Annotated in this window: 18 protein-coding genes; 5 read left to right on the top strand and 13 right to left on the bottom strand. The window is 62.1% G+C overall.

Going from position 1 to position 22,489, the window contains the following annotated elements; translation table 11 throughout:
* Nucleotides 1-7: 7 nt before the first annotated feature.
* From NFH66_RS05435 to NFH66_RS05420, 4 genes are read right to left on the bottom strand one after another with little or no spacing between them, the layout of a single operon-like run.
* A complete protein-coding gene (locus NFH66_RS05435) occupies nt 8-3,247 on the bottom strand; it encodes a type I restriction endonuclease subunit R (protein WP_349608954.1) in 3,240 nt (1,079 codons plus the stop codon).
* The gene (locus NFH66_RS05430) at nt 3,247-4,233 is read right to left on the bottom strand and encodes a Fic family protein (RefSeq protein WP_349608952.1); all 987 of its coding nucleotides are present in this window, start codon (nt 4,231-4,233) and stop codon (nt 3,247-3,249) included. The genes NFH66_RS05435 and NFH66_RS05430 overlap by 1 nt, the downstream gene beginning before the upstream one ends.
* A complete protein-coding gene (locus NFH66_RS05425; protein WP_349608950.1) occupies nt 4,230-5,387 on the bottom strand; it encodes a restriction endonuclease subunit S in 1,158 nt (385 codons plus the stop codon). The genes NFH66_RS05430 and NFH66_RS05425 overlap by 4 nt, the downstream gene beginning before the upstream one ends.
* Nucleotides 5,384-7,510 carry a class I SAM-dependent DNA methyltransferase gene (locus NFH66_RS05420; protein WP_349608948.1) on the bottom strand — a complete coding sequence of 709 codons (2,127 nt, stop codon included), beginning with the start codon at nt 7,508-7,510 and terminating at the stop codon, nt 5,384-5,386. The genes NFH66_RS05425 and NFH66_RS05420 overlap by 4 nt, the downstream gene beginning before the upstream one ends.
* 178 nt (nt 7,511-7,688) lie before the next feature.
* Between NFH66_RS05420 and NFH66_RS05415 the strand changes: the two genes are divergently transcribed.
* A complete protein-coding gene (locus tag NFH66_RS05415) occupies nt 7,689-8,504 on the top strand; it encodes a M15 family metallopeptidase (protein WP_349608946.1) in 816 nt (271 codons plus the stop codon).
* Nucleotides 8,505-8,515: 11 nt separating this feature from the next.
* Here NFH66_RS05415 and NFH66_RS05410 read toward each other — a convergent pair whose 3' ends face one another.
* From NFH66_RS05410 to NFH66_RS05385, 6 genes are all read right to left on the bottom strand, one after another.
* Entirely contained in the window at nt 8,516-9,490 is a 975-nt protein-coding gene (locus NFH66_RS05410) for an alpha/beta hydrolase (RefSeq protein ID WP_349608944.1), read from the bottom strand.
* 101 nt (nt 9,491-9,591) lie between these two features.
* Nucleotides 9,592-9,948: a DUF488 domain-containing protein gene (locus NFH66_RS05405; protein WP_349608942.1), complete on the bottom strand. Its 357-nt coding sequence runs from the start codon at nt 9,946-9,948 to the stop codon at nt 9,592-9,594.
* Nucleotides 9,949-9,995: 47 nt separating this feature from the next.
* Nucleotides 9,996-10,436 carry a YtoQ family protein gene (locus tag NFH66_RS05400; RefSeq protein ID WP_232912410.1) on the bottom strand — a complete coding sequence of 147 codons (441 nt, stop codon included), beginning with the start codon at nt 10,434-10,436 and terminating at the stop codon, nt 9,996-9,998.
* A gap of 80 nt (nt 10,437-10,516) precedes the next feature.
* Nucleotides 10,517-12,415 (bottom strand): hypothetical protein, encoded by a 1,899-nt coding sequence (locus NFH66_RS05395; protein WP_349608940.1) that lies wholly within the window; start codon nt 12,413-12,415, stop codon nt 10,517-10,519.
* Nucleotides 12,412-13,260 (bottom strand): MOSC domain-containing protein, encoded by an 849-nt coding sequence (locus NFH66_RS05390; RefSeq protein WP_349608938.1) that lies wholly within the window; start codon nt 13,258-13,260, stop codon nt 12,412-12,414. The genes NFH66_RS05395 and NFH66_RS05390 overlap by 4 nt, the downstream gene beginning before the upstream one ends.
* A 51-nt stretch (nt 13,261-13,311) precedes the next feature.
* Entirely contained in the window at nt 13,312-13,662 is a 351-nt protein-coding gene (locus tag NFH66_RS05385) for a hypothetical protein (protein ID WP_161432549.1), read from the bottom strand.
* A 396-nt stretch (nt 13,663-14,058) separates the two neighbouring features.
* Here NFH66_RS05385 and mblB point away from each other — a divergent pair, with 396 nt between their 5' ends.
* Nucleotides 14,059-15,162: an anti-phage 6A-MBL system MBL-fold protein gene (gene mblB, locus NFH66_RS05380; protein WP_349608936.1), complete on the top strand. Its 1,104-nt coding sequence runs from the start codon at nt 14,059-14,061 to the stop codon at nt 15,160-15,162.
* A gap of 2 nt (nt 15,163-15,164) precedes the next feature.
* Nucleotides 15,165-17,390: an anti-phage 6A-MBL system cap2_3 protein gene (gene cap2-3 / locus NFH66_RS05375; RefSeq protein WP_349608934.1), complete on the top strand. Its 2,226-nt coding sequence runs from the start codon at nt 15,165-15,167 to the stop codon at nt 17,388-17,390.
* A gap of 544 nt (nt 17,391-17,934) precedes the next feature.
* Here cap2-3 and NFH66_RS05370 read toward each other — a convergent pair.
* A complete protein-coding gene (locus NFH66_RS05370; protein ID WP_349608932.1) occupies nt 17,935-18,681 on the bottom strand; it encodes a hypothetical protein in 747 nt (248 codons plus the stop codon).
* Nucleotides 18,682-19,237: 556 nt separating this feature from the next.
* Nucleotides 19,238-20,317: an NAD(P)-dependent alcohol dehydrogenase gene (locus NFH66_RS05365; RefSeq protein WP_349608930.1), complete on the bottom strand. Its 1,080-nt coding sequence runs from the start codon at nt 20,315-20,317 to the stop codon at nt 19,238-19,240.
* A gap of 187 nt (nt 20,318-20,504) precedes the next feature.
* On the opposite strand from NFH66_RS05365, the gene NFH66_RS05360 reads away from it, so the two are divergent.
* Nucleotides 20,505-20,981, top strand: coding sequence for a peroxiredoxin (locus tag NFH66_RS05360; RefSeq protein ID WP_349608928.1), 477 nt, complete (start codon nt 20,505-20,507; stop codon nt 20,979-20,981).
* A 46-nt stretch (nt 20,982-21,027) separates the two neighbouring features.
* Nucleotides 21,028-21,453, top strand: coding sequence for a VOC family protein (locus NFH66_RS05355; protein WP_349608926.1), 426 nt, complete (start codon nt 21,028-21,030; stop codon nt 21,451-21,453).
* 182 nt (nt 21,454-21,635) lie between these two features.
* Here NFH66_RS05355 and NFH66_RS05350 read toward each other — a convergent pair whose 3' ends face one another.
* A complete protein-coding gene (locus NFH66_RS05350; RefSeq protein ID WP_349608924.1) occupies nt 21,636-22,430 on the bottom strand; it encodes an enoyl-CoA hydratase/isomerase family protein in 795 nt (264 codons plus the stop codon).
* Between the last annotated feature and the right edge of the window lie 59 nt (nt 22,431-22,489).

The raw sequence follows: 22,489 nt of genomic DNA, 5'->3' as shown, positions 1-22,489 counted from the left end.
ACGTGGCTCAGTGCAACGCCTGCCCTGAGTAGACCGGCGAGGGTACACGCGGGTAAGCTCGCATCACGTGCCGGAAGACCTCGCCTGTCTTCTCCAGCACCTCTTCCTCGCTGTAATGGTCCACCGGCAAACCGGTGCGGTCGTCCCACAGGAAGTCGCGGATGATGATCTGAACCGAATCGCGGCTGGACTCGCGCTCCTGCCAATGGTCGATCTCGGTGATCCTCACCTTCAGGTTCTCCAGCAGTTCCACCGACACCCGCTTGATGCGGCGAATCTCGGCGCCGCTGAGCTCCGGCTTGCGCAGCAGATCGAAGATCGCCAGCGACTCTTCATCCAGCCCCTCCCGCTTGGCCCGGGCCGCTTCTTCATCCAGTTCAGACAGCGTATCCAGCAGTCCCTCGAAGGTCTGCTCGACAGTCGCGCGATCCTTCTCGCGGTTGTAGTCGGCCACCAGCTTCTCGTAGTGGTTCTGGAAGTCGGTACGCAACGGATTCTGCAGCAGCAGACGCTGCAGCTTCTGCTCGACCACCTGGCTCAACTCCTGCACCAGGGTGCGCTGCTGCTTGTGCCTTTCGAACTCCTTCTTGAGGCGCTCGAAGTCGATGGCGCTGATATCGTAGACGCCGGCTTCACGCACGCGATCGTTCGGCTCGCGAACCTCGATGGCTTCATCCACCACGCCATGCAGCTCGCGGATGATATGCAAGATATCAGCCTGCTCGCGGTCCTGTTGCAGGCTCTTGTAGACGATATCGATGGCATCCCGGTCGGCACGGCGGGCGTTGATGCCTTTGGCGTTCAGACAGGCCTTGAACTTCTTGAACACCTCGCGGCACATCACCTCGAAGCGCTTGCGGCTCTCGTCGCTCTGGTTGGCCGCCTCCTTGCAAGCGACGATGGCCGCGTTACGCTCGAAGCCGCTGGTGGTTTGCACCGCCGCCAGCGAGGCCCCGCGCTCCTCAAGAAAGGCCTTGGTCATCGCCACCGCCTCATCCAGGTCGGCCAGCAGCTCTACCTCTGGGCGTGCAGGATCGCGGCCATCCCCCGGGTCGCCGCTCCCGGTGGTGCCGGCGAAGGTCGCCAGCGCCTTGCGCAGATGGCGCAGGATGCCGCAGTAGTCGACGATCAGGCCGTTGTTCTTGCCCTCGCTGACCCGGTTGGCGCGGGCGATGGTCTGCATCAGGGTGTGAGCCTTGAGCGGCTTGTCGAGGTAGAGGGTGGCGAGGCTCGGCACGTCGAAGCCGGTCAGCCACATGGCGCAGACGATGGCGATACGAAACGGGTGCTGTTCGGCCTTGAAGGCGTCATCCAGGGCCATGCGCTGCATGTGGCGGAACTGGGGCAGCTCGCGCATCGATTCGGGGAGCGCCATGCCCTCCTTCATCAGCCGTCGGTGGGGTGTGATATCCAGGTCCCAGCGGCGAAACTTCTCCTCCTCGCCCTGCTCCTCACTGACCACCACAGCCATGCGCGTCTCGCGCATCCAGGCGAGCTGCCGACTCCGGAACAGCTCCTCCTGCTCATCGGCGCACCTGGCCAGTGACCTCTCCAGCTCGTGGATCTTCGCGTCCCAGTAGAAGCCGATCAGCTTGTGCATGCGCACGCAGGTGATCTTGTCGATGCACACCAGCATCGCCTTGCCCGTCTCCCAGGCGTTGGCGTAGTGCTCGACGAAGTCCTGGGCCACCCTGTCCAGCCGCTTGCCGGCGGTGATGATGTGATAGTCCCGCTTGAGATCCCGTTCGAGGCGCTGCTCCACGTCCACATCGTCGGTCTCGAACTGCTCCAGGCGTTCGGCGATGCGTTCATTCATATCGCCGATGGCCACACCCAGCTTGTCGCCGCGGGCGTCGTAGTAAAGCGGCACCGTGGCCTGGTCCTCCACGGCGCGCTGGAAGTCATAGGTGGAAACGTAGTCGCCGAACATCCGCCGGGTGATCTCGTCGTCCTTGAACAGCGGCGTGCCGGTGAAACCGATCACGCTGGCCTGCGGTAGGGCGTTGCGCATGTTCAGTGCCAGGCTGCCGTACTGGGTACGGTGGGCCTCGTCGGAGATGACGATGATGTCGTCGCGCCGGTTGGGCGGCATCTCCGGGCGGAACTTCTGGATCAGCGAGAACAGGTAGGCCTTGTGCTGCCCCAGCAGCGCTTCCAGGTGGTCGCCGCTGCCGGCACGGCAGGGGTCCCGATCGTTGTCCACCAGCCCACAGCCGGCATAGGTCTTGTAGATCTGGGTATCGAGGTCCTCGCGGTCGGTAAGCACCACGAAGGTGAAGTTGCCGCCCAGCTTGCGGTGCACCTTGCGGGTGAACATCACCATGGAGTAGCTCTTGCCGGAGCCCTGAGTATGCCAGAACACGCCCAGCTTGCCCTGCCGCTGGTGGCGTTCGCGCACGGCCTGAACCGCCCGGTTGACGCCCAGGAACTGGTGGTTGCGGGCGATGATCTTCTTCGGCTCACCTGCCGAATCGTCGAAGAGGATGAAGTTCTCGACGATATCCAGGAAGTTGCGCCGCTCGCAGACACCCTTGAGCAGGGTCTCCATGTCCACCGAGCCCGGGTCCTCCTCGGCCAGGCGCTTCCAGTCGGTGAAGTGTTCCCAGCGGCTGGTCAGCGACCCCAGCTTGGCCTTCTCACCGTTGCCGAACACCACCAGGGCATTGTGATGGAAGAGGTGCGGCACCTCGCCCTTGTAGCTGGAGAAGTTCTGCTCGAAGGCAGCACGCAGGTGCTTGCCGATGTTCTTGCACTCCATGAACAGCAGCGGCAGGCCATTGACGAAGCCGATGATATCGGCACGGCGGCGGTAGAGGTCGCCCTGCACCCACAGCTCGCGCACGCAGAGGAAGTCGTTGTTGTCCGGCTCGTCGAAGTCGATCAGCCGCAGGCGCTCGCGGCAGCGCTCGCCCTTGGCGTCGCGGAAGGTGACCCAGACGCCGTCGCGCAGCAGGGCATACTTGTCGCGGTTGGTGGCCGCCAGGGACTGGGCCACCGGCGAGGCCACTACCTGGCGCACGGCATCGTCGTAGGCCTCGGCCGGCAGCCCGGGGTTCAGCCGAACCAGCCGCTCGCGCAGCGTGCGAGTGAGCACCACCTCGCGCTCGGAGCTTCGCCCCAGCAGGCTATCCGGCCCGAAGTCCTCCTGATTCCAAGCCAGCACCGAGCGCCAGCCGAGCCGCTGTTCCAGATAGTCGGCGGTGGTCTGCTGGACCAGGGTATCTTCGCTGTAGGGGCTCGGGCTCATCACGCATCCTTGTCGTTCTGCTCCGGGGCGTGTTCCTCAAGATAGCGGCGACCGCGCTCGGTCAGCCGGTAGCGCTGCTTGCTGCTGCGGGGCTTGTCGGGCAGGGTCATCTCTATCAGCCCCTTTTCCAAGGCAGGCACTAAATAAGCTTTACGGAAATACTCGGCATCCTTCAAGGTAAGCTTCTCCTGAAGCGCCTGCCGCGACATTTCCCCATCCAAGACCCCACACAGGCGAACTTCCGGGGTGACTTCCGGGGTGACTTCCGGGGTGACTTCCGGGGTGACTTCCGGGGTGACTTCCGCAGCATCGGGACCCAGTCGCTCCTGGCCCGCTTCTTCGGCAATACTCGGCCGCGGAAAACGCAGCACGAACCAGTGGGGCGATACCTCGATCTCGGGCTCGGCCACGCCATACTCGGCGCACAGCCGGCGGATGCGCCGGATGCCGGAGCCGATATGCTCCACGGCCTCCATGCGGTGCAGCATGCCGAACAGAAGCGGATTGCGCGGGATACTCTTGATGCCCAGGTCCGCCTCGCTCATGCCAGCGGGCAGGCCGCCGGGGCTGACCACCTCGACCCGATCCTTGAACACGTAGACATGGTAGAAGAATTCGCGGATCTCCTGGCGCGACATCTGCTGGGAGGAGGCGCCCTCGCGCAGGTAGAACTTGCCGCCGAAGGAGTAGGGTTTGCTGTGCTGGGCCGGCACGGTCACGCACAGCACCTCGCCGGTGCTCTCCACCTCCACGGCGATGGGCGGCTCGGCGGAGCGCGCCGTGGCCTGCACGTCGGACTTCAGCTTGTTATGGTCGGCCACGCCGACCACCTCGCCGGCATCGGTGACGCCGATCAGGATCACCCCGCCGGTGGCGTTGGCGAAGGCGCAGATCTCCCGGCCCAGGCCGGAGGTACCGGCCTTCTTGAACTCGGTGGTAAAGCCCTCCCCGAGCGCGAGCAGGTCGTTCAGCGCCTGGCGATTCATGCGGCCAGCTCTCCGCTCATCAGTTTGGGCAGCAGCAGATCGCGGGCTTTGGCGAGGCGAATATTCTGCATTTCCAGCTTTTGCTTCTGCTCGAAACAGTCTTTGGAAAATTCCTCGAACTGCTCCATCAGAGTTCTTGAAGGAAGCGTAATCTTAAGGTTCTGTACAAAGCTCTTGGTCAAGGCCTCGCGAGTGGAGCCACCTGCACCCGCCGAGGCAAGGATTCTCTGCTTCTCACGATAGCTGTTAATGAAATGCAGCAGGTAGTGTGGCCCGCACTTTTCAGAATCGGATCGAATGATCATCACATGCTGATTGACGCGGGCAGGAAGGTGATAATCGGGGGCCAAGCAACATCGCCCTACCGATGCCCCAGTGATATTCAGCAACACATCGGAGCCGTTAACTTCAACGTTGGAGAGCCTATCAGCCTGCTCATCATTGATAAAGGCGAGTCCACTAGAGTCAAAACGATAGTCATAGACATTCTGACTTCTGATCAAGGCAATGCCTTCCGACTGGTAGGCCGAAGCCCCTCCTTTCGGGGTTGCACCGCTGCCAATTTTCGAAGTCACATCAACAAGCTTTCTTCTTGACCACCCCTCCGGCACGCCATTAGTGACCTTGACGTGCTCATGGCCGGGGAAACGTAGATGGACGAACCACTCCTTGTAGAGCAATCGAGCCGATTCCTCGAGGAGCTGGATGCGGCGCTGATTGTTATCGATGAGGTCATCGTAGCAGGACAAAACTCCTTCAATTTCTTGCTGAAGGCTCACGCATGGCATCCTGATTTCAAGCTGATGCAGGGCGTTTCTATTGACTCCCGGAACGGCCGCCTTCTCGCTTTGGAAATTCCTCAGCAAATTCCTAAGAAGGTAAGCCACGTATCTCGGGCTATTGCCTTTGAAGTCACAGACATACAGCGAGGTATTTAGAGGCCAGTAGTCGCCCTCGACATAGAAAACCTCCCCCAAGGTCCCATAGCGCCCGGTCACAACCCCAGGCCCAGTGGCTTTCGCCTCTGTGTGATAGCCGGTAATGCCTGATGATGACACCACCGGAACCGCACCCTCCTTTCGTTGAGAGCTTGGCAGATCATGGCCGCGTTTGAGTGTTATTGCATCGCCAAGCTTCATGGTGGCCCAGCTCATACCCCCAACTCCTCGAAGTTGCGGCGTATCTTCGCAGCCAGCCTGGTCGCCTCGGCGTCGAGATCAGCGAGTTCCACATGGATCTCGCGCAGGGCCTCCTCGAAATCGAAGTCCTCGTCCTCCTCTTCCGGGGCGACACCCACATAGCGGCCGGGGGTCAGGCTCCAGTCGTTGGCGGCGATCTCCTCGATGCTGACCAGCTTGACCAGGCCCTCCACGTCGCGCAGCTTGGCCTCCGGGAAGCGTTCGGTGAGCCAGTGGGCCTGCTTCCAGACATAGCGCACGGCCTTGAGCTTCTCGACCAGTTCATGGCGCGCCGCGTCGGCGGTCTTGCGGGCACGGTTGATCTCGCGGCTGGGCCACAGGCGGCTCTTCTTGGCGGCATACTCCTGCTCGCAGCTGTCGATGACCCGGCAGGCCAGCTTGTAGAGCAGGTCCGTCTGCCTGACCAGATCGCGGCTCGCCTCGGCCAGGGGCGTCAGGCGGTCGACGGCCCGCTTGAGGGCAACGTTGGTCAATGACGGCCCGCGCCATTCTGCTTGCTCGGCGGCCAGCGTCTCGCGGAAGGCCGCGACATCGGTAGCAAAAGCGCGACGCGCCTGGGCCAGCTCCTCGCGGGCCTCCGCGAGCGGCGCCAGCGAGGGAGAGGCGTCGTTGAGGCTATCGAGGAAGGGCGAGGCGCTCTCGCCCAGGGCATCCAGAGCCGTGTCGAAGTCGGCCAGGGGGGCGTCGGTGCTGCCCTCCTCATCCTGCCGCTCGAAGCAACCGGCGGCCTCGGCCAGGGTGCGCCGGCCATACGCTTCCACCAGCGCCAGGTAGCGTTCGGTCTCGCCACGGTAGAGCCAGACGATGGCCTGCAGGTTCTGCTGCTGTTCGGGGCTGAAGTCGTAGATCTTGCGCGTCACCTGGCGATAGATCTGGCGGGCGTCGATCATCAGCACCTTGTCGCGATGCTCGGCAGGCTTGGCGCGGTTCAGGAACCACAGCTCGCAGGGCACGCTGCGCGTATAGAAGAAGTTGCCGCGGATGCCGATCATGGCGTCGACGTCGCCGGTCTCCACCAGCGCCTGGCGCAGCCGCGCCTCGTCTCGACCTGCGCTGGAGGCCTGGGAGGACATCACGAAGCCCGCTCTGCCGCGCTCGCTCAGGTAGCTGTAGAAGTAGCTGATCCAGACATAGTTGCCGTTGGAGACCTTGCCCTTCTTATTCACCCCCGGCAAGCCGAAGGGCAGGCGCGGGTCGGCCTTGATCTTCTCGGCATCGATCTCGTCGACGTTGAACGGCGGGTTGGCCATCACGTAGTCGGCCTTGCCGACCAGCTCGTGGGGGTCCTCGTAGTAGGTGATGGCGCGCTGGATATCGCCCTCCAGGCCATGAACCGCCAGGTTCATCTTGGCCAGTCGCACGGTGGTGGCGTTCTTCTCCAGGCCGCGGAAGGTGAGCCGCTCGCTAGGGTTGTCGCCATGCTCCTCCACGGTACGCGCGCTCTGCACGAACATGCCGCCGGAGCCGCAGGCCGGATCCAGTACGGTGCCGCGCTCTGGGTCGAGCACATGGGCGATCAGTGAGACCAGCGACACCGGGGTGAAGAACTCGCCGCCGTCGTGGGCGCCCTGGTCGGCGAACTGGGTGAGGAAGTACTCGTAGATGCGGCCGAAGACGTCGCCCTTCACCCGCTTGAGCTCGTCGGGGTTGAGGGTACGCAGCAGCTGGCCCAGCACCTCGTTGTCGAGCTCCTGGTATTCGCTCTTGGGCAGCACACCCTTGAGCGAGGTGTAGTCGTTCTCGATCGCCTCCATGGCGTCGATGATGGCGCGGGCGCGATCGGCGCTGTCCGGCAGGCTCACCAGGTGGTCGAACTGCGCCTCCGGGCGCAGGTAGATGGCGCTGCGCTGGGAGAAATCCTCTTTGGTGATCTCGCGGGTCTTGCCACCCCGCGACGGCAGGCTGGCCTGGATATCGTCCTTCACCGCCAGGTAGCGGCTGTAGGCGTGGCGCAGGAAGACCAGGCCCATCACCGGCAGGAAGTATTCATTGCTGGCGTAGTTCGAGTTGGCGCGCAAGTTGTCCGCGGCGCTCCACAGGCGCTTCTCCAGCGCCTGGATATGTTCGAGTTGAGCCAAGGCCCGCTCCGTTGCTGTTCCCTGTTGCCCCGGGCGGCCTAACGCCGCCCAAGCCTGAGTTCATTCGAATGAGGGAACAGTACCACCGAACGCGCTGGGCATCAGCCGCCTACACTAAGGGCAGCCGCCTAGCCATGCTGACAGGTGCGCCAGGATCACGGGAGGAGGAGACCAAAACATGAACAAGAGCGCCGTTCGCACCCTGCAACAGTTCCTTTCTGACCAGAAGACCTACCATGGCAGTATCGATGGCATTCGCGGACCGAAGACCCTTGCCGCCGTCAATGCCACGTTAAGGAACCATGCCAGCCAATTGCCCGACGGGGCAGAGCGCTGGAGCGACCGACGACGCGCCGTCGCGTGCCTGCAGCTGGCCTGCCAACTGAGCAAGATCGAGGCCGGCCCCATCGACGGTCTCTGGGGTCCCCAGACCGAGTATGCGGCGAGCGTTCTGGCCACGCTGCAGACAACCGGCAGCAAGCCAGATCCCTGGCGCGACCGGCAGCCGACGGATGCCAACCCCAATAACTGGTATCGAGAGGCCGAGCTTGAACAGGCGCTGGGCTCGCCGACACGCAAGCCGCCGCTGACGGTAGTACCCTGCCCCTGGAAACTCGCGCTGGCTTGGGACCTCAACACCTGCCCCAGCGGCATCGGCTGCCACGAACTGGTAGCCGACAGCCTGGCTCGCATCCTGAGTCGGGCGCATGACCACTACGGGCCGCAACGCCTCAGGGAACTGGGTCTTCACCGGTATGGCGGCTGCTACAACAAGCGTCGCAAGCGCGGCGGCACCCGCTGGTCGACCCATGCCTGGGGCCTGGCCATCGACTGGGACCCGGCCCACAACAAGCTCAAGTGGGGACGCGACCGGGCACGGCTGGCCCGGCCAGAATACGACACCTGGTGGCGCCTCTGGGAAGAGGAGGGCTGGGTCAGCCTGGGACGCACACGCAACTTCGACTGGATGCACGTGCAGGCGGTCAAGCTATGATGCCAGGCACCTCAGCCCCGCAGGATGGTCATGCGGCGTGTCTCGTCTTCGGGGAAGACACGGCCACTCTCCAGGGCAACAAACAGATGCTGGAATACCACACCGGGCTCGCCGTGCTTCTCGCCGGAACGGAAGTAGGAGTGCCCCTTGGGGTAGTCATAGCGGGTGTTGACGTCGTCGCAGTCGACCGCAAACACATTGCGTGCCACCCGGGTCATGTCTTCCGGCCCGGTATGGCCGAGCCGCCGGGAGGCGATGCGGTTCTTCAGGTTGGAGGCCTTGCTGGCACGCAGCGCCAGATCATCGGAGGCGAAGTAGACGGTCACGTTGCGTGAGCTATGCACGATCAGCTCGCCACTGCGCCCCTCCTCCAACGACTCATTGACGATATCGGCGGCGACAAGGAAGGTGTTGCGAAACAGCAGCGGCACCCCGCCCGGCAGCGAGTACTTGCGCCAGACGCGCAGTGTCTCGCGCAGCACGCGGTTGCCCATGGAGTGGGCCAGCACATTGATGCGCTTGAGGCAGGGGGTGGGATCCTGCTCGAACTGCTCGCCCTCGCGCCAGTCCAGGAAACGCTGCAGCACCCGGGCGAAGGAGAAGGCGCTCAAGTCGGCAGATTCCTGATCGTCCCAGTAATCCTTGACCACGCCCAGGTCGTTGTCGCAGGGCCAGACCAAAGGGACCACCAGCACCTCGCCGGGCCTGGCGGCATCACAGAGCCCCTGAAACTCCCGAACCGCAGTGAATACGTCTTCGGGCAGGTTGGAGAAGCCATGAATATAGATCAGCACCTGGCGAGCCTCGGTCTCCTTGAGCCGCTGGAGGAAAGCTGAGCTGCCGATTTCCTGATAATTCCCCTCTGCCTGGCGCTCGCAGTAGAACACCGAGTTGCTGGAGGCGTTGTTGTTGAGATCGAAGGTGAAGTTGCGGTCGATTCGGGTACGGATGCTCTGGGTAGGAAAACGGTTGGTGATGAACAGCATGACGGCCACCTCGCAGGATGGCGGCAAGACACCGCCTTAACCTTGAAGTTAGCAGTTGCTGCGGATTTGGCCGCCTTGTCCCGTTAACGACTATCAGGTACCTAGCGCGGCTTGAGCATGGCCAGATACTGGGCGAGCACCACGGCGTTGTTGTGGCGCTCATCCTTGGCGGCGAACACCAGGGTCACGGGCTCCCGGGCGGCGCGCTCAGCCAGCGGGCGCAGGGTCTCGCGGTGCGCCTTGAGCTCGGCCAGGTAGCGGAGCCGGAACTCGCCCCAGCCGAGCTCCCCGGCGTGGAAGGCCTTGCGCAGGGCGTCGCTGGGAGCGACCTCCTTCGGCCAGGCATCGATGCTGGCGTCGGCCTTGGCCACGCCCCGTGGCCATAGCCGGTCGACCAGCACACGGTGTCCATCCTCGGGGGCAGGCGCCTCGAAGGCGCGCTTGAGGGCCAGGCTCATGGGCGTCCTCCTGTGATGGGTGACGCCCCCAGTGTAGCCGACCGACCTCAGGCCTTGAGCACGTAGCGCAGGATCTCGACCACCTGGTCGGTGGTGGTGCACCAGGCCTGGGCCTCGGCATCGACCTCCTTGAGCGGATGGACGATCTCCTCGCCATGCAGGGTCACGTAGGGCTTGCCGAGTGCCGCGCAGTAGCCGGCGTCGAAGGCCGCGTTCCACTGCTTGTACTTGTCGCCGAAACGCACCACCACCATGTCGCTCTGCTCGATCAGGGTGCGGGTACGGATGGCGTTGACCTTGGAGGACTGGTGGTCGCGCCAGAACTGGCTGGGGGTCTCGCCGAGGTGGTCGCCGGCGGCATCGCTGGCGTCGTGGTCTGTCACCGGAGCGGTGAACACCACGTCGAGGCCGGCCGCCTCGGCGCCACGCTGGATCTCGTCGCGCCAGTCGGTATGGATCTCGCCGGATAGATAGACGTGAAAGCTCATGCAGGGCTCCTGAATGTCGAGGCTGAAGACCCATGATAACGCGGCGAACAGTTATTGGAAAATAGTTCCACTATACGCCATCAGACGCTCAGGAAGGAGCGATGGATCTCGCTTCCATAGCGCCGGACGATCGCCCGTTTGGTGGCGTGAAAGTCGGCGACACTGCCCTGGCGCCCCGATTTCTCCAGGGTGCGCGTGGCCAGTTCCTCGGCGATCACCTCCAGGAAGAGCTCGGCCAACAGCAGCCTGGCGGAGTCACGGAAGTGCCCACGGCCATCCACGTAGAGCTGTACCGTCGGGGCCCCGGTGTTGATCAGGATCTTGCGCTCCTCGGGGCTGTAGACGGCACGGTCCAGGGTCTCCTCGAGGTTGCGGAATTCGTAGCCCAGGAACATCGCCTCGCCGTGATCTCGCGACGGGCCGCGACGCGGCGCATGGGGCACGCCGCCATGGCCGTGGTGGGAGGCGTGGCGGGCCAGCACGATCTCGCACCAGGCCCAGTAGGCGCCGGCACGCACGTTGATCTCGCCCCGGGCCCCCTCCTCCTCGCCGCTCAGGGTCCAGGTGAGGCGCCCCTCCTCGCCGAGCTCCTCCACCCTCACCTGCGTGGGAGTGGCGTCGATGGCGAGCGAGTCGGGCAGCACATAGTCGATGGCAAGTTCCGCCCCCTGGGGAAGCTGCGCGCGGTCCACCAGCAGCGTGACATGGAAGGAGTGGCCCGGCCGGCGGTAGTAGAAGGGGGTGGTGAAGCGCAGGGCGGTGTCGAGCGCAGGCGCCTCGGCGGGCTCGCTCGCCAGCGGTGGCGTAAGCCCCAGGTCCTGCACCGCCGCGCGGCTCATGCGCTGCAGCAGGTGCTCGATCATATGGTCGGTGCGCTGCGAGGTGGTCGCCCGGGCCAGATGCTTGAGCTTCTCCTGCTCGGCGAGCACGTGAGGCGCAACCAGGCGGCTGACGGCGCGGGAGAAGTCCTTGACGAAGGCGTTGCGGGGATTGAGCCCCTCGCGCTCGTCGCTGATGATCGCCTCGCCCTCGGCGAGTTTCTCGAGCAGCGCCGGGCAGCGCACGCTGCCGAACAGGTACTCGGTGCCCACCTGGTTCTCGAACTCGAACAGCTGGCAGTCCAGGGCCGCCATGCCGGAGAACACCACCAGGCCGTTGGTGCGGTCGTCGCCATGCTGGGTCAGTTCGGCCTCGCGGGAGCGCTTGAGGGTCAGGGTGAAGGGGAACTCCTGCTGCTGGAAGACGAAACTGCTCGCCTGCTCCGGCCCGACCAGCAGCAGCGACGGCGGCTCCTGGAAGCAGACGCGCCCACTCTCCTCCACCACCCGGCCGCGCCTCAGGTGCGCCAGACTCATCTCGCGCCGCTCGAGGATATCGCGCAGGTAGACGTTGTCGGCCAGTGCCTGCACCAGGGTATGGAACTGGGTGATGGCGACCTGGGGGTTCTCCACCACGATGGTCACCCGTGTGCCGTTGCGATGGATACCGAGCCGACGCTGGTCGCCTTCGGTGGCCTCGCGGTCGCCTTCACCGTCATCGAAGAGGTAGCCGCCATTGGCGTCACGGAACAGCTCGATGCGGGTGTGGCGGCCCTCATGGAGGGTCTCCAGCCAGCCGTGGCCGAGGCCGTAGATCGCCTGCTTGAGGCCCCGGCCGAAGAAGCCGCGCCCCTCCCCCTCGCCGCGGGAGAGCGGGCTGTGGGCACCGCCGTAGGTGAGGATGCTGGCGGCACGCTCGAACGACATGCCCTCCGCCTGGTCGGTCACCTTGAGCAGGGCACCGTTCTGGTGGCGCTCGTACTCGATACGGATCTCGCCGCTCGGGTCCTCTTCCCTCCCCCTCTCGCCCGCGCGCGCGAGGCGCCCGTAGCTGTCGTCGCTGTTGGTGATCAGCTCCACCAGGGCCTTCTCGATGGAGGCGAAACGGCGCGAGTCGATGCCGATAACCCGCTGGTCGACGGGAATGGCGCCAATGGTCATGAGTGTGTCCTCATGGTGATGCCATCACCTACCGAAAGCCTCGTCCCTTCACCCTCGAGGACGATGGCGTTCTGGCCGAAGTAGCCGCCGGGAGCGGCGCGGGTACTCATCTCCACCAGGGTGCGCAGCGGCTCGCCGGGCACGGCGATCTCCCCGCTGTGCTGGTCCACGGTGGTGATCTTGCAGCGCTGGCAGGGCTTGCGCAGCCCCAGGCGCCAGCTGCTGTCAGCGGCGGCCAGGGTGTCCCAGCCATCCTCGGCGAAGGGGGCGGCGTCATCGACCACCAGGCTCGGCCGGAAACGGCTCATGGGCACCGGATCGAGCCCCTTGGCGGCCAGCCGGCGGTTCACCTCGTCAAGCGAGCCCTCGCTCACCACCAGCAGCGGATAGCCGTCGGCGAAGCCGGTATGGGCCCGCTCGCCGGGCGCCAGGTAGTGGGGCTCGACGGCACGACGCTGTTCGGGGGCGAAACGCACCAGGCGCAGGCCGCTGCCGCGCCAGTCGCCAAGCACGTCGCCCAGCCAGTCGCGTGCCTCGACGCCCTCCTCCAGGGCCTCGCAACGGTCCTCCCACACGTACACCGGGAGGAGGGGAAGCGCCCCCACCGCCAGCGGCACGCGCAGCGGCGCCGCCTCGGGGTGGCTGAGCACCAGGGCATCGGCTTCGAGATGCACACGGATGCGTGCCATGGCCGGCAGCTGACGCTGGGTCACGAAACGCCCCACGTCGTCCACCACCATCCAGCGGCGATCCCAGGCGAGACCCTCGGCGGTCAGCTCGGCTGTGTCCAGGGCGATGCCGCCCAGCGACTTGACCGGATAGATGTTGAGCTGGGTGATCTTCACGGCGGGCTCCTGGCAGGGCGATGCCCAAAGCCTATCCCAGCCGAGGGGGGATTACAGCCGGCTGGTTTCGATCACATAACCGATGATGGGATAGCCGGCCTTGCGCGCGGCCTTCTCGGCTTCCAACTGGGCCTCGACCTTGGAGATGCTGGAGGAGACATGCTCGAACACGGTGTCCATCTCGAGCTGCTTGGTGCGTACGGCCAGCTTCACCAGATGGCCGGTCTTGGGTGCGCCTTCGGGCTTGCTGCGCGGCGCCTTGGCCTTGGGCTCTTCACCGGCTTCCCTGGGCCACTCGGGGGGCGCGGTAGCCGCCTTGCGGCGTGTTTCCTGCGCGTTGTCCATGAAGGCGTTGATGTCGCGGCGCATCTGCCGCTCGAACTCGCTCAATTCCGTTTCCATCGTGTCTCCGTCTACTTCAGGGATGGCGGGAGTGTACCAGAAGTTGCGCCGAAGCCATCACTATCGTCCGCATCCCGCATGACGCGGGGCTGGTGTCGCTGTTGACCAACATGTCGGAGGACCGGTTTCGGCCAAAAGCGGTCAGTTGATTCAACCGATCTGATTGCAGCAATCCGGATGCGCTACCGGGTAGGGTGAGCCCATTCGGACTTTACACGCTTAGCAAGATTACCCATAAGCATGTTAAAGCAGTTCTTTCTCATATAGGCAAATTTTCAGCGAAATGGCTCATATAGTACCTATGTTGATTTTGCATTACAGCATGTAGTATGCTGGTATTTTGATGAGTAAAGGCTTTCAGCCAGTCTAACGACGACCCACCCTAAGGGACTTAGCATGCATATTGTTCGTTTTTTCCCTATCGGTAACGCCGATACCTGCCTGATTGAGCTTGCCAACGGTCGTCGAATCCTCTTCGACTATGCGGATATGCATAACCCCGATGACCCTGATGACAGGCGTTGCGACCTTGAGAAAGAGCTACGCGATATTCTCGGGGATGAGAAGGTCATAGACGTTGTTGCGTTTACTCATCTGGACCGTGACCATTGTCACCGCGCCAAGGAAATTTTTTGGCTGGAGCACGCTGAAAAGTACCAGGATGATGATCGGATCAAGATCAAAACGCTCTGGGTTCCTGCCCATGCTGTGCTGGAGAAGGGGATCAAAGGCCAAGCACGCACCCTTCGCGCGGAAGCACGGCACCGCTTTATTAACGGCGAAGGGGTACGGGTGTTTTCCCGGCCTGAAGAGCTGAATGATTTTCTCACCGAGCGCGACATCGATCCAGCTAAGCGCCGAAACCTGATTAGCGACGCCGGCACCCTTTGCCCGGAGTTCAACCAGGGTCACGACGGGGTGGAGTTTTTCGTGCATTCGCCTTTCGGTAAACGTGATGAAGATGATGTGGTGCGCGTCCGGAATAACGACGCCCTGTTTATGCAGGCTGCGTTTGAGGTGGATGGTCATCAGACGAAGATGATTTTGTCGGCTGACGTCACTCATGAGGTCATCGACGATATTGTTGAGGTGACCAAGTTTCACGGTCGAGAGTCTCGACTCGAATGGGATATCAACAACATCCCGCATCACTGTAGCTACAAATCTCTTTCTGCTGAGAAGGGTGACAACAAGACCAAGCCTACGGATACATCCAAGTGGTTGTACGAAGTGGCTGGTCAGCCCGGTGGGCTGCTGGTCAGCACCTCCAAGGTCATTCCAACTGATGATGAGGACAGGCAGCCTCCACATCGGCAGGCAGCTGCTTACTACAAGGATGTTGCCAAACAGCTGAACGGCGAGTGGGTCGTTTCGATGGAGCACCCCACGAAAACTAAACCAGAGCCATTGGTAATCGAGATAAAGAGCAATGGTTACAAGATCCAGAAGCAGACCTCCAAGGTTGTCATCACTACTGCTGCACCGCGCGCAGGAGTTTGATAATGGGTGAGGCGTTCGAAGCACTCCGATCTCAGTTGGCTCGCTCGGTTGTCCGGTATCTGGTCGAGTCTCCGAATCATCCCTATGCGACGGTAACCAGCATCAGCCGAGACGACACATTTGATGTTTTAGATATCGAGCTTGAGATCGAGCTGGAGCAGCGTCGCAAAGTACCGATTCGACCTAGAGAGCCAGTTCGGCTCATTTTCATGTCGAACGACGACGCTTGTCATCCGCGAGTGCTGTCGAGGCGTGAGGACTTTCCGGTCGGTATGGTCCATACCAACCTGGATCGTGAGGCGGGCGGGTTAGCCCTGTGTATATGGGAGGAGGCGTGGTCGGATTTGGCGACCAATCTCACAGGTCAGGCACTTATCGAAAGAATGCGTACCTGGTTCTCTTTAATGGCCGCTGGCACCGCTCATGCTGATGATCAGTTCTTGGAGCCGTTGATCTTCTCAAGCCCACATACGCTGATCATCCCGTCTGGTGAAATGCAAGGTCCTTGGTACACCAGTTTGGCCTTCGAGCATAACGGGCTTATCACTCTTGGCATGTCTAAAGAGAAGCCTGAAAAAGAAGTCACTAACCACAATTTCGCCATCTATACGCCTGAACTTCCTAGTCAACTGCATCGCGGTCTTGCTAGAACGCCCTTCGATTTAGGAGCCCTACAGCGCTTATGTTTAGGCTTTGGTTTCAATTTGATTGAAGGCTTAGTGCAGTGGTTGCTTTCGCCCGAGCAGTTGAGAAACGCGCGTAACCGTCAACCCATGTTGATTATTACGGTACCAAAACGTCGTGTGGAGGAAGGGCCTGATGAGCAGCCGGAAGTTTGGTGTTATACCCTTGGCGAAAGCCTAGCTGAGCTTGGAGAACAGCTGAACGTCACGATTACTGAACAGAAGACGGGACTGACCACAGAAAAGCTTTTTGGGAATGTCAGTAATGCAAATCTTGCATCTGTTCACATGCTCCCTTGGCGAGTTGTACAAAGGCTGGATCGTGCCTCAGCGCGCCACTTTGCGGGCACAGCGCATAAAACAGATACCCCTTTACTAGCAATCGGTGCCGGTGCTATCGGGTCGAACGTGACCATGATGGCGACTCGCTCCGGTATAGGACCATGGGCGGTGGTTGACGAGGACATTACTCTGCCACATAACACAGTTCGCCAAGTGCAGAAAAATGGCTCCATAGGCTTTCCGAAGGCTTCGGTATTGGAGATTGAGCTTGATCAGGTATTTGAAGAAGGCGGGAATACAGCGATTCCTGCCAATGTTTTCGCACCTGGGGAGCAGGCACCTGTGCTGGATGCTGCTGTAGAAAAAGCTGAGATTGCTATCGATTTCAGTGCGTCACCTGCGGTATTAGGTTGGCTGTCTGATCAGCCTGTAAGGCGGGGAGCCAGTGCCTTCTTCGGGCCCGATGGTTCCGACCTGGTTGTACTCGCAGAGAATAAATCACGTGCAGTCAAAGTTGATGAAATAGAAGCTCAGTACTTCTGGTCTGTGGCCACAGAGCCACAGTTGAACGGACATTTGTCTGCTGCACGGTTGGATAAAATTCGCTATGCCAATGCCTGTCAAGACCTGTCACGTCCGCTTCCGCCATGGCAGCTTCAAACGCTCTGTGGTCTTGCTGCCGGGCAAGTGGCACAGCTAATCGAGAGCGACGACGCATGCTTTAAGGTCTGGAGGTTGGAACCTGAGACGGGAGCTGTCCAAGCAGTGATTATCCCTGTGCAACAGGTACATCGCTATCAAGTAGGCTCTATGCGGGTATCTATTACGGAAGACGTCGTCAGCACGATGCGGGAGCTTCGTCGTAAAGCGGGCAGAAACGAAACAGGAGGTGTACTTGTAGGCACCTTTGACCTGGTTCGTAATGTGGCTCATGTCGTTGCGGCGCTTACGGCTCCTCCCGACAGCAAGCAAGCCCCGACTTTTTTCATTCGTGGCAAGGAAGATCTCAAGCCTCGGATTGAAGCATTGGCAGCTAGCTCAGCGGGGCGTTTGCATTATATCGGAGAATGGCATAGCCACCCTGGAGCCGTGCCTGCCAGACCCAGTGATGATGACGAAGGGGTATTTGCCCACCTCGAAACTCATTTGGGATCGGTAGGCTCACCGTACATTATGGCCATTTGCGGTGAACGTGATTCCTGGATTCGAGCTGGTTGGACTGAGCGTGGGGCGGTCGAAGGAGTGGTAACGCATGGCCATTAATGAAGCTTTATTAGCCTCTTAGGCTCAGGATACCGATAAGATACATTGGCTTTGTCAGCCGGTGGTTCCAGAGCTATGACCTTCCATTTGGGCTGCCTGCGTGCGTTGCGACCTGGGGGTACTTCAGTGGATTTTAACGATCAACGCCGTTTCGAGTGGAAGTGTACTGGCGGGCCTTTGCTGAAGCTACCCAGGAGACTATGAGGCATTCGAGGCCAGGGCGCGGGAACTCCCTCGTTGTAGATTCGCCAAGCCCGCTCTCAGAAGGGCGCTGACTCCCTCAGACGGCGTTAAAGCTGTGGCCTACCTAAGTGCGCTGGTCGCCGAGCGGTCGGCTGTCTTCATTTGGCGTGTCGGCCAGCAAATTTGGGGAAGTGGACGCCGAGTGAGTGCTGGCCGAACTCCGTTCCGTTTCTGCGTAATGTTATTCGGAAGACCATCATGCGCAAAGTGTTCAGCAAGACCTTCAAGGGCTCTTTGCTGAAGAACCTACGGCAAAATCGGCCGCAGCTCATCGTGTGATCGCGTACGGCCATGGCGCACCTTACTTGGTCATGTTGGATTTGTGGGAGCGAATCAGTGCTTCACAACTCAGGATTAGTTGTCGGCCATAGGCTCGAGAGGCCTCTTTCACTGCCGATTCGTTAACTGCGGTCATTAAGTAAGCAGAGTGCAGAAATACGGCGGCTACGGTCAGATAGATTTTTTCCCCCATATTTGGAAGCGCGACAAAGTAACTTGGTTCTAAGTACAATATTCCAACACAGAGAAGCAGTACCAACAGATTGCACACCAGAGCGATTGGCTTGAGGCCTGAGAGATTTCGGCGGAAACCGTACGTAATGTTTTCAGCAAAGAGAAGTGGGTATGCAGTGTGATCGCGTGTTTCTTCGCGCAACCAGGCGTTAGCAGACCGGTAAAAATCGGTGGAACGCTTCGGAAAATTTTGCTCATCCTCGGGTGTAGGTGCGGTTAGCGCCAACTGCTCGGCGATGAAGCTTCGGTACCGATCCTTCGAAGCTTCCGGAACATCCGGGTTTCCCCGGTGCCATTGGTTCGGCGTTTCGCCCGTTCCTAGACGCTCTTGGAGCTTTTTCCCTTTGTGCCTAGCCATGTCGGCGAATGCAAAAATAAGCACTAGGCCCATGCTGGCTGCGATCACTTGGGAGAGAGCGAGGCGATCCCAAGGTACAAGCATGAACAATAAAACGAGTGTAGGTAGGCCCGATATTAGAGCAGGGAAGACACGTGCCTTCAGGCTGTACGTGTCGAATTGGCTGAAAACTTCCATACAGCTCTCCGTGACTGTCATACCATGATCTCGCACCAATTCTTCAGTGTAACTTAGCGCTATTTTTGCGACTGACCAGGAAGAGATAAAAATTGATCATCTCATGATGGTATGTGCATTGGCTGCTGGCCATCGGTCCGCTTTAACCCCTCATCGATAGTAGCTTCATCACTGCTTCCGGCTCCGATTTGCCAAAGCATGGAATCCAGTAGCGGCGAGGCGGTCCATAGGCGCGCGCTTTTCATCTTAATGGCAGCTATGGGTCGATAGCGGCTCTTCGCCCGATAAATCGAGCTCCTACAGGCAACATGACGACGACGCGAGGGAAGACGCTGACTGCGGCATAAGCCCCTGCACCTCATTACCCAAAGGACCATTAGCCAGCAGCCTAACCGATAATGCCCATATTTGCGGCATCACCCGTCAACGTTGGTCCAGATTACGCAATCCGCCAGTCACCCTGTCAGCGATTCACCATATGGCCTGTGAGACATTGCCGACAGGGAATAAAGGATTGCCGGGCGGAACATTCCGCCCGGCCGGGGAGTAGCGAACCTCAAGAGACCTCCAGGGCGATCTTGAGGACGCCGTCGCGCTGGTGGGAGAAGAGGTCGTAGGCGTCGACGATCTTCTCCAGCGGATAGCGGTGGGTGACCATGGGGCCGAGATCCAGGCGGCCGCTGTCGATGATTTGCATCAGCCGGCGCATGCGCTCCTTGCCGCCGGGGCAGAGCGAAGTGACGATGCGGTGATCACCCAGGCCCGCGCAGAAGGCGTCCAGCGGGATGCTCAGGTTCTCGGAGTAGACCCCGAGGCTCGACAGGGTGCCGCCGGGCTTGATGACCCGCAGCGCCTGCTCGAAGGTCTGCTGCAGCCCCAGCGCCTCGATGGAGGCGTCCACCCCGCGTCCGCCGGTGAGCTTGCGGATCTCGTCCACCACGTCCACCTGGCGGAAGTTGAGGGTGACGTCGGCACCCATCTTCCTGGCCATCTCGAGGCGCTCGTCGACGCCATCCACGGCGATGATCAGCCCCGCGCCGCGCAGCCTGGCGCCGGCGGTGGCGCACAGGCCGATGGGGCCCTGGGCGAACACCGCCACGCTGTCGCCGATCTTGATGTTGGCCGACTCCGCCCCGGCGAAGCCGGTGGACATGATGTCCGGGCACATCAGCACCTGGTCATCGGTGAGACCGTCGGGCACCGGAGAGAGGTTGGCCTGGGCATCCGGCACCCGCAGGTACTCGGCCTGGGCACCGTCGATGGTATTGCCGAAGCGCCAGCCACCCATGGGCTTGTAGCCGTGGGCGTGGTGGCCGCCGTCCTGGGAGCTGCAGCCGTCCTGGCAGGCGTAGGAGGTGAAGCTCGGGCATATGGCGCCGGCGATCACTCGCTGACCCTCCCGATAGCCCTGGACGTTGGCCCCGAGCTTCTCGATCACCCCCACCGGCTCGTGGCCCACGATGAGCCCCTTCTCCACCGGGTACTCGCCCTTGAGGATATGCACGTCAGTGCCGCAGATGGTGGTGGTGGTCACCCGGATCAGGGCGTCGTTGGGGCCGATGTCGGGGATCGGGCGGTCATCGATCTCAATGCGGCCGGGCTCGACGAAGACGGCGGCTTTCATCATGGCGGGCATGGCGGACTCCTGGATGGCGAGGAAGGGTGACCCCTACAGCTATAGCAGGCAAACGCGATTCCACCATGACAGACATCAAGGAGTGGCCGGCCAAGCGTGAAAGGCGGTGTTTGGTGTTCTCCGCCTGGTCGAGGCAGACTGGCGAGTCGCGGTATCCCACCCTTTCATCAGAAGAAGGAAGTACCCCATGACGATTGCCACCGGCGACCGGTTCCCCGACGTCACCATCAAGACCAACGGCCCCGATGGCCCCGAGGACCTCAGCACCGGCAACTTCTTCGCCGGCCGCAAGGTGGTGCTGTTCGCGGTACCCGGCGCCTTCACTCCCGGCTGCTCCAACACCCACATGCCGGGCTTCGTGGTCAATGCCGACAAGATCTTCGCCAAGGGGGTCGACGCCATCGCCTGCCTGGCGGTGAACGACGCCTTCGTGATGGGCGCCTGGCAGCGGGACCAGAATGCTCAGGCCATCACCATGCTGGCCGATGGCAACGCCGAGCTCACTCGGGCGCTGGGGCTGGAGAAGGACGCCAGCGCCGCCGGCATGGGCACCCGCTGCCAGCGCTTCGCCATGCTCCTCGACGACGGCGTGGTGACATACCTGGGCATCGACGAGAAGGGGGTCGACCAGAGCAGCGCCGAGACCCTGCTGGCCCAGCTGTAAGGCAGGACTGCCCTGCCTCGCCCCTTCCACGCAAGAGGAGACTGCCATGAGCCTTGCCCCCTTCCACCTGGCGATTCCCGTCCATGACCTGCCCGCGGCACGCGCCTTCTATGGCGAGGTGTTCGGCCTCGAGGAGGGTCGCTCCAGCGACCACTGGGTGGACTTCGACTTCTTCGGCCACCAGCTGGTGATCCACGAGCACCCGAAGATGCCCTACCAGGACAATGCCCACACCAACGCCGTGGACGGCCATGACGTGCCGGTGCCCCACTTCGGCGTGGTGCTCGGCTGGGACGACTGGGAGGCGCTCGCCAAGCGGCTGCGTGAGCGCGGCACCGCGTTCGTGATTGAACCCTATGTGCGCTTCCAGGGTCAGGTGGGCGAGCAGGCCACCATGTTCCTGCTCGACCCCTGCGGTAACGCTCTGGAGTTCAAGGCGTTCAAGGACATGGGCCAGCTGTTCGCCAAGTGAGGCCGCGCGACCTGCTGTGCCTCACGCGTCCGACGCCCCAGGGAGAGTCGCCGATATGGACCAGCCCCGTGGCTATGCGGCCTGATCGGCCGCCTCCCCCTCGGCGTGGCATGGGGTGACAAAACAACCCGGCCGTGGCATCGCTGCCACGGCCGGCCGTCACGCGCAGAAACACTGAGGAATCAGAAGTTCGGCTTGCGCTTCTCGACGAAGGCGTTCATGCCCTCGGTCTGCTCGCCGCCGGCGAAGCAGAAGGCGAACAGAGCATTCTCCAGCGCCAGGGCGCTGTCCAGCTCCTGGCCCATGCCGTCGTGGATCGCCTGCTTGGCGGCACGCACCGACTGAGGGCCGTTGCCGCCGAGCTGCTTGGCCAGCTCCTCCACGTAGCCCTCGAGCTCGGCCTGGGGCATCACCCGGTTGACCAGGCCAATGCGCAGCGCCTCGGCGGCGTCGATCTTGCGTCCGGTGGTGCAGAGGTCCAGGGCCATGGCCGGGCCTACGCGGCGCGGCAGCCGCTGGGTGCCGCCGAAACCGGGGATCACGCCGAGCAGCACCTCGGGCTGGCCGAAGATGGCGTTGTCGCTGGCCACCGCCCAGTCGCAGGCCAGCGCCAGCTCGCAGCCGCCGCCCAGGCAGAAGCCGTTGACCAGCGCCACGGTGGGCACCGGCAGGGTCTCCAGGCGCTTGAAGGTATCCAGCGCCTGGCGGGCGAAGTCGCGGGCCTGTTCCGGGGTCTTCTCGCGCATCTCGGCGATATCGGCGCCGGCCACGAAGGACTTCTCGCCGGCGCCGGTGATGACCACGGCACGCAGGTCCTCGCGACCCTCCAGGCCCGCCAGCACGCGCTCCAGCTCCGCCAGCACGCGCTCCAGCTCCGCCAGCACGGCGCTGTTCAGGGCGTTGAGTGCCTTGGGACGGTTGATGGTCAGGCGCACGATGCCGGCGTTGTCTACCACATCGATCAGTGTCTCGCTCATGGGAGGCTCCTCTGGGATGATTGTTAGGACGGGGTTGTAGCGCTATCAGCGATGATACC

Source organism: Halomonas sp. H10-9-1 (assembly GCF_040147005.1).
Lineage (GTDB): Bacteria > Pseudomonadota > Gammaproteobacteria > Pseudomonadales > Halomonadaceae > Halomonas.
The sequence above is the reverse complement of the archived record's forward strand: the minus strand, read 5'-3'. Positions and strand labels throughout refer to the sequence as shown.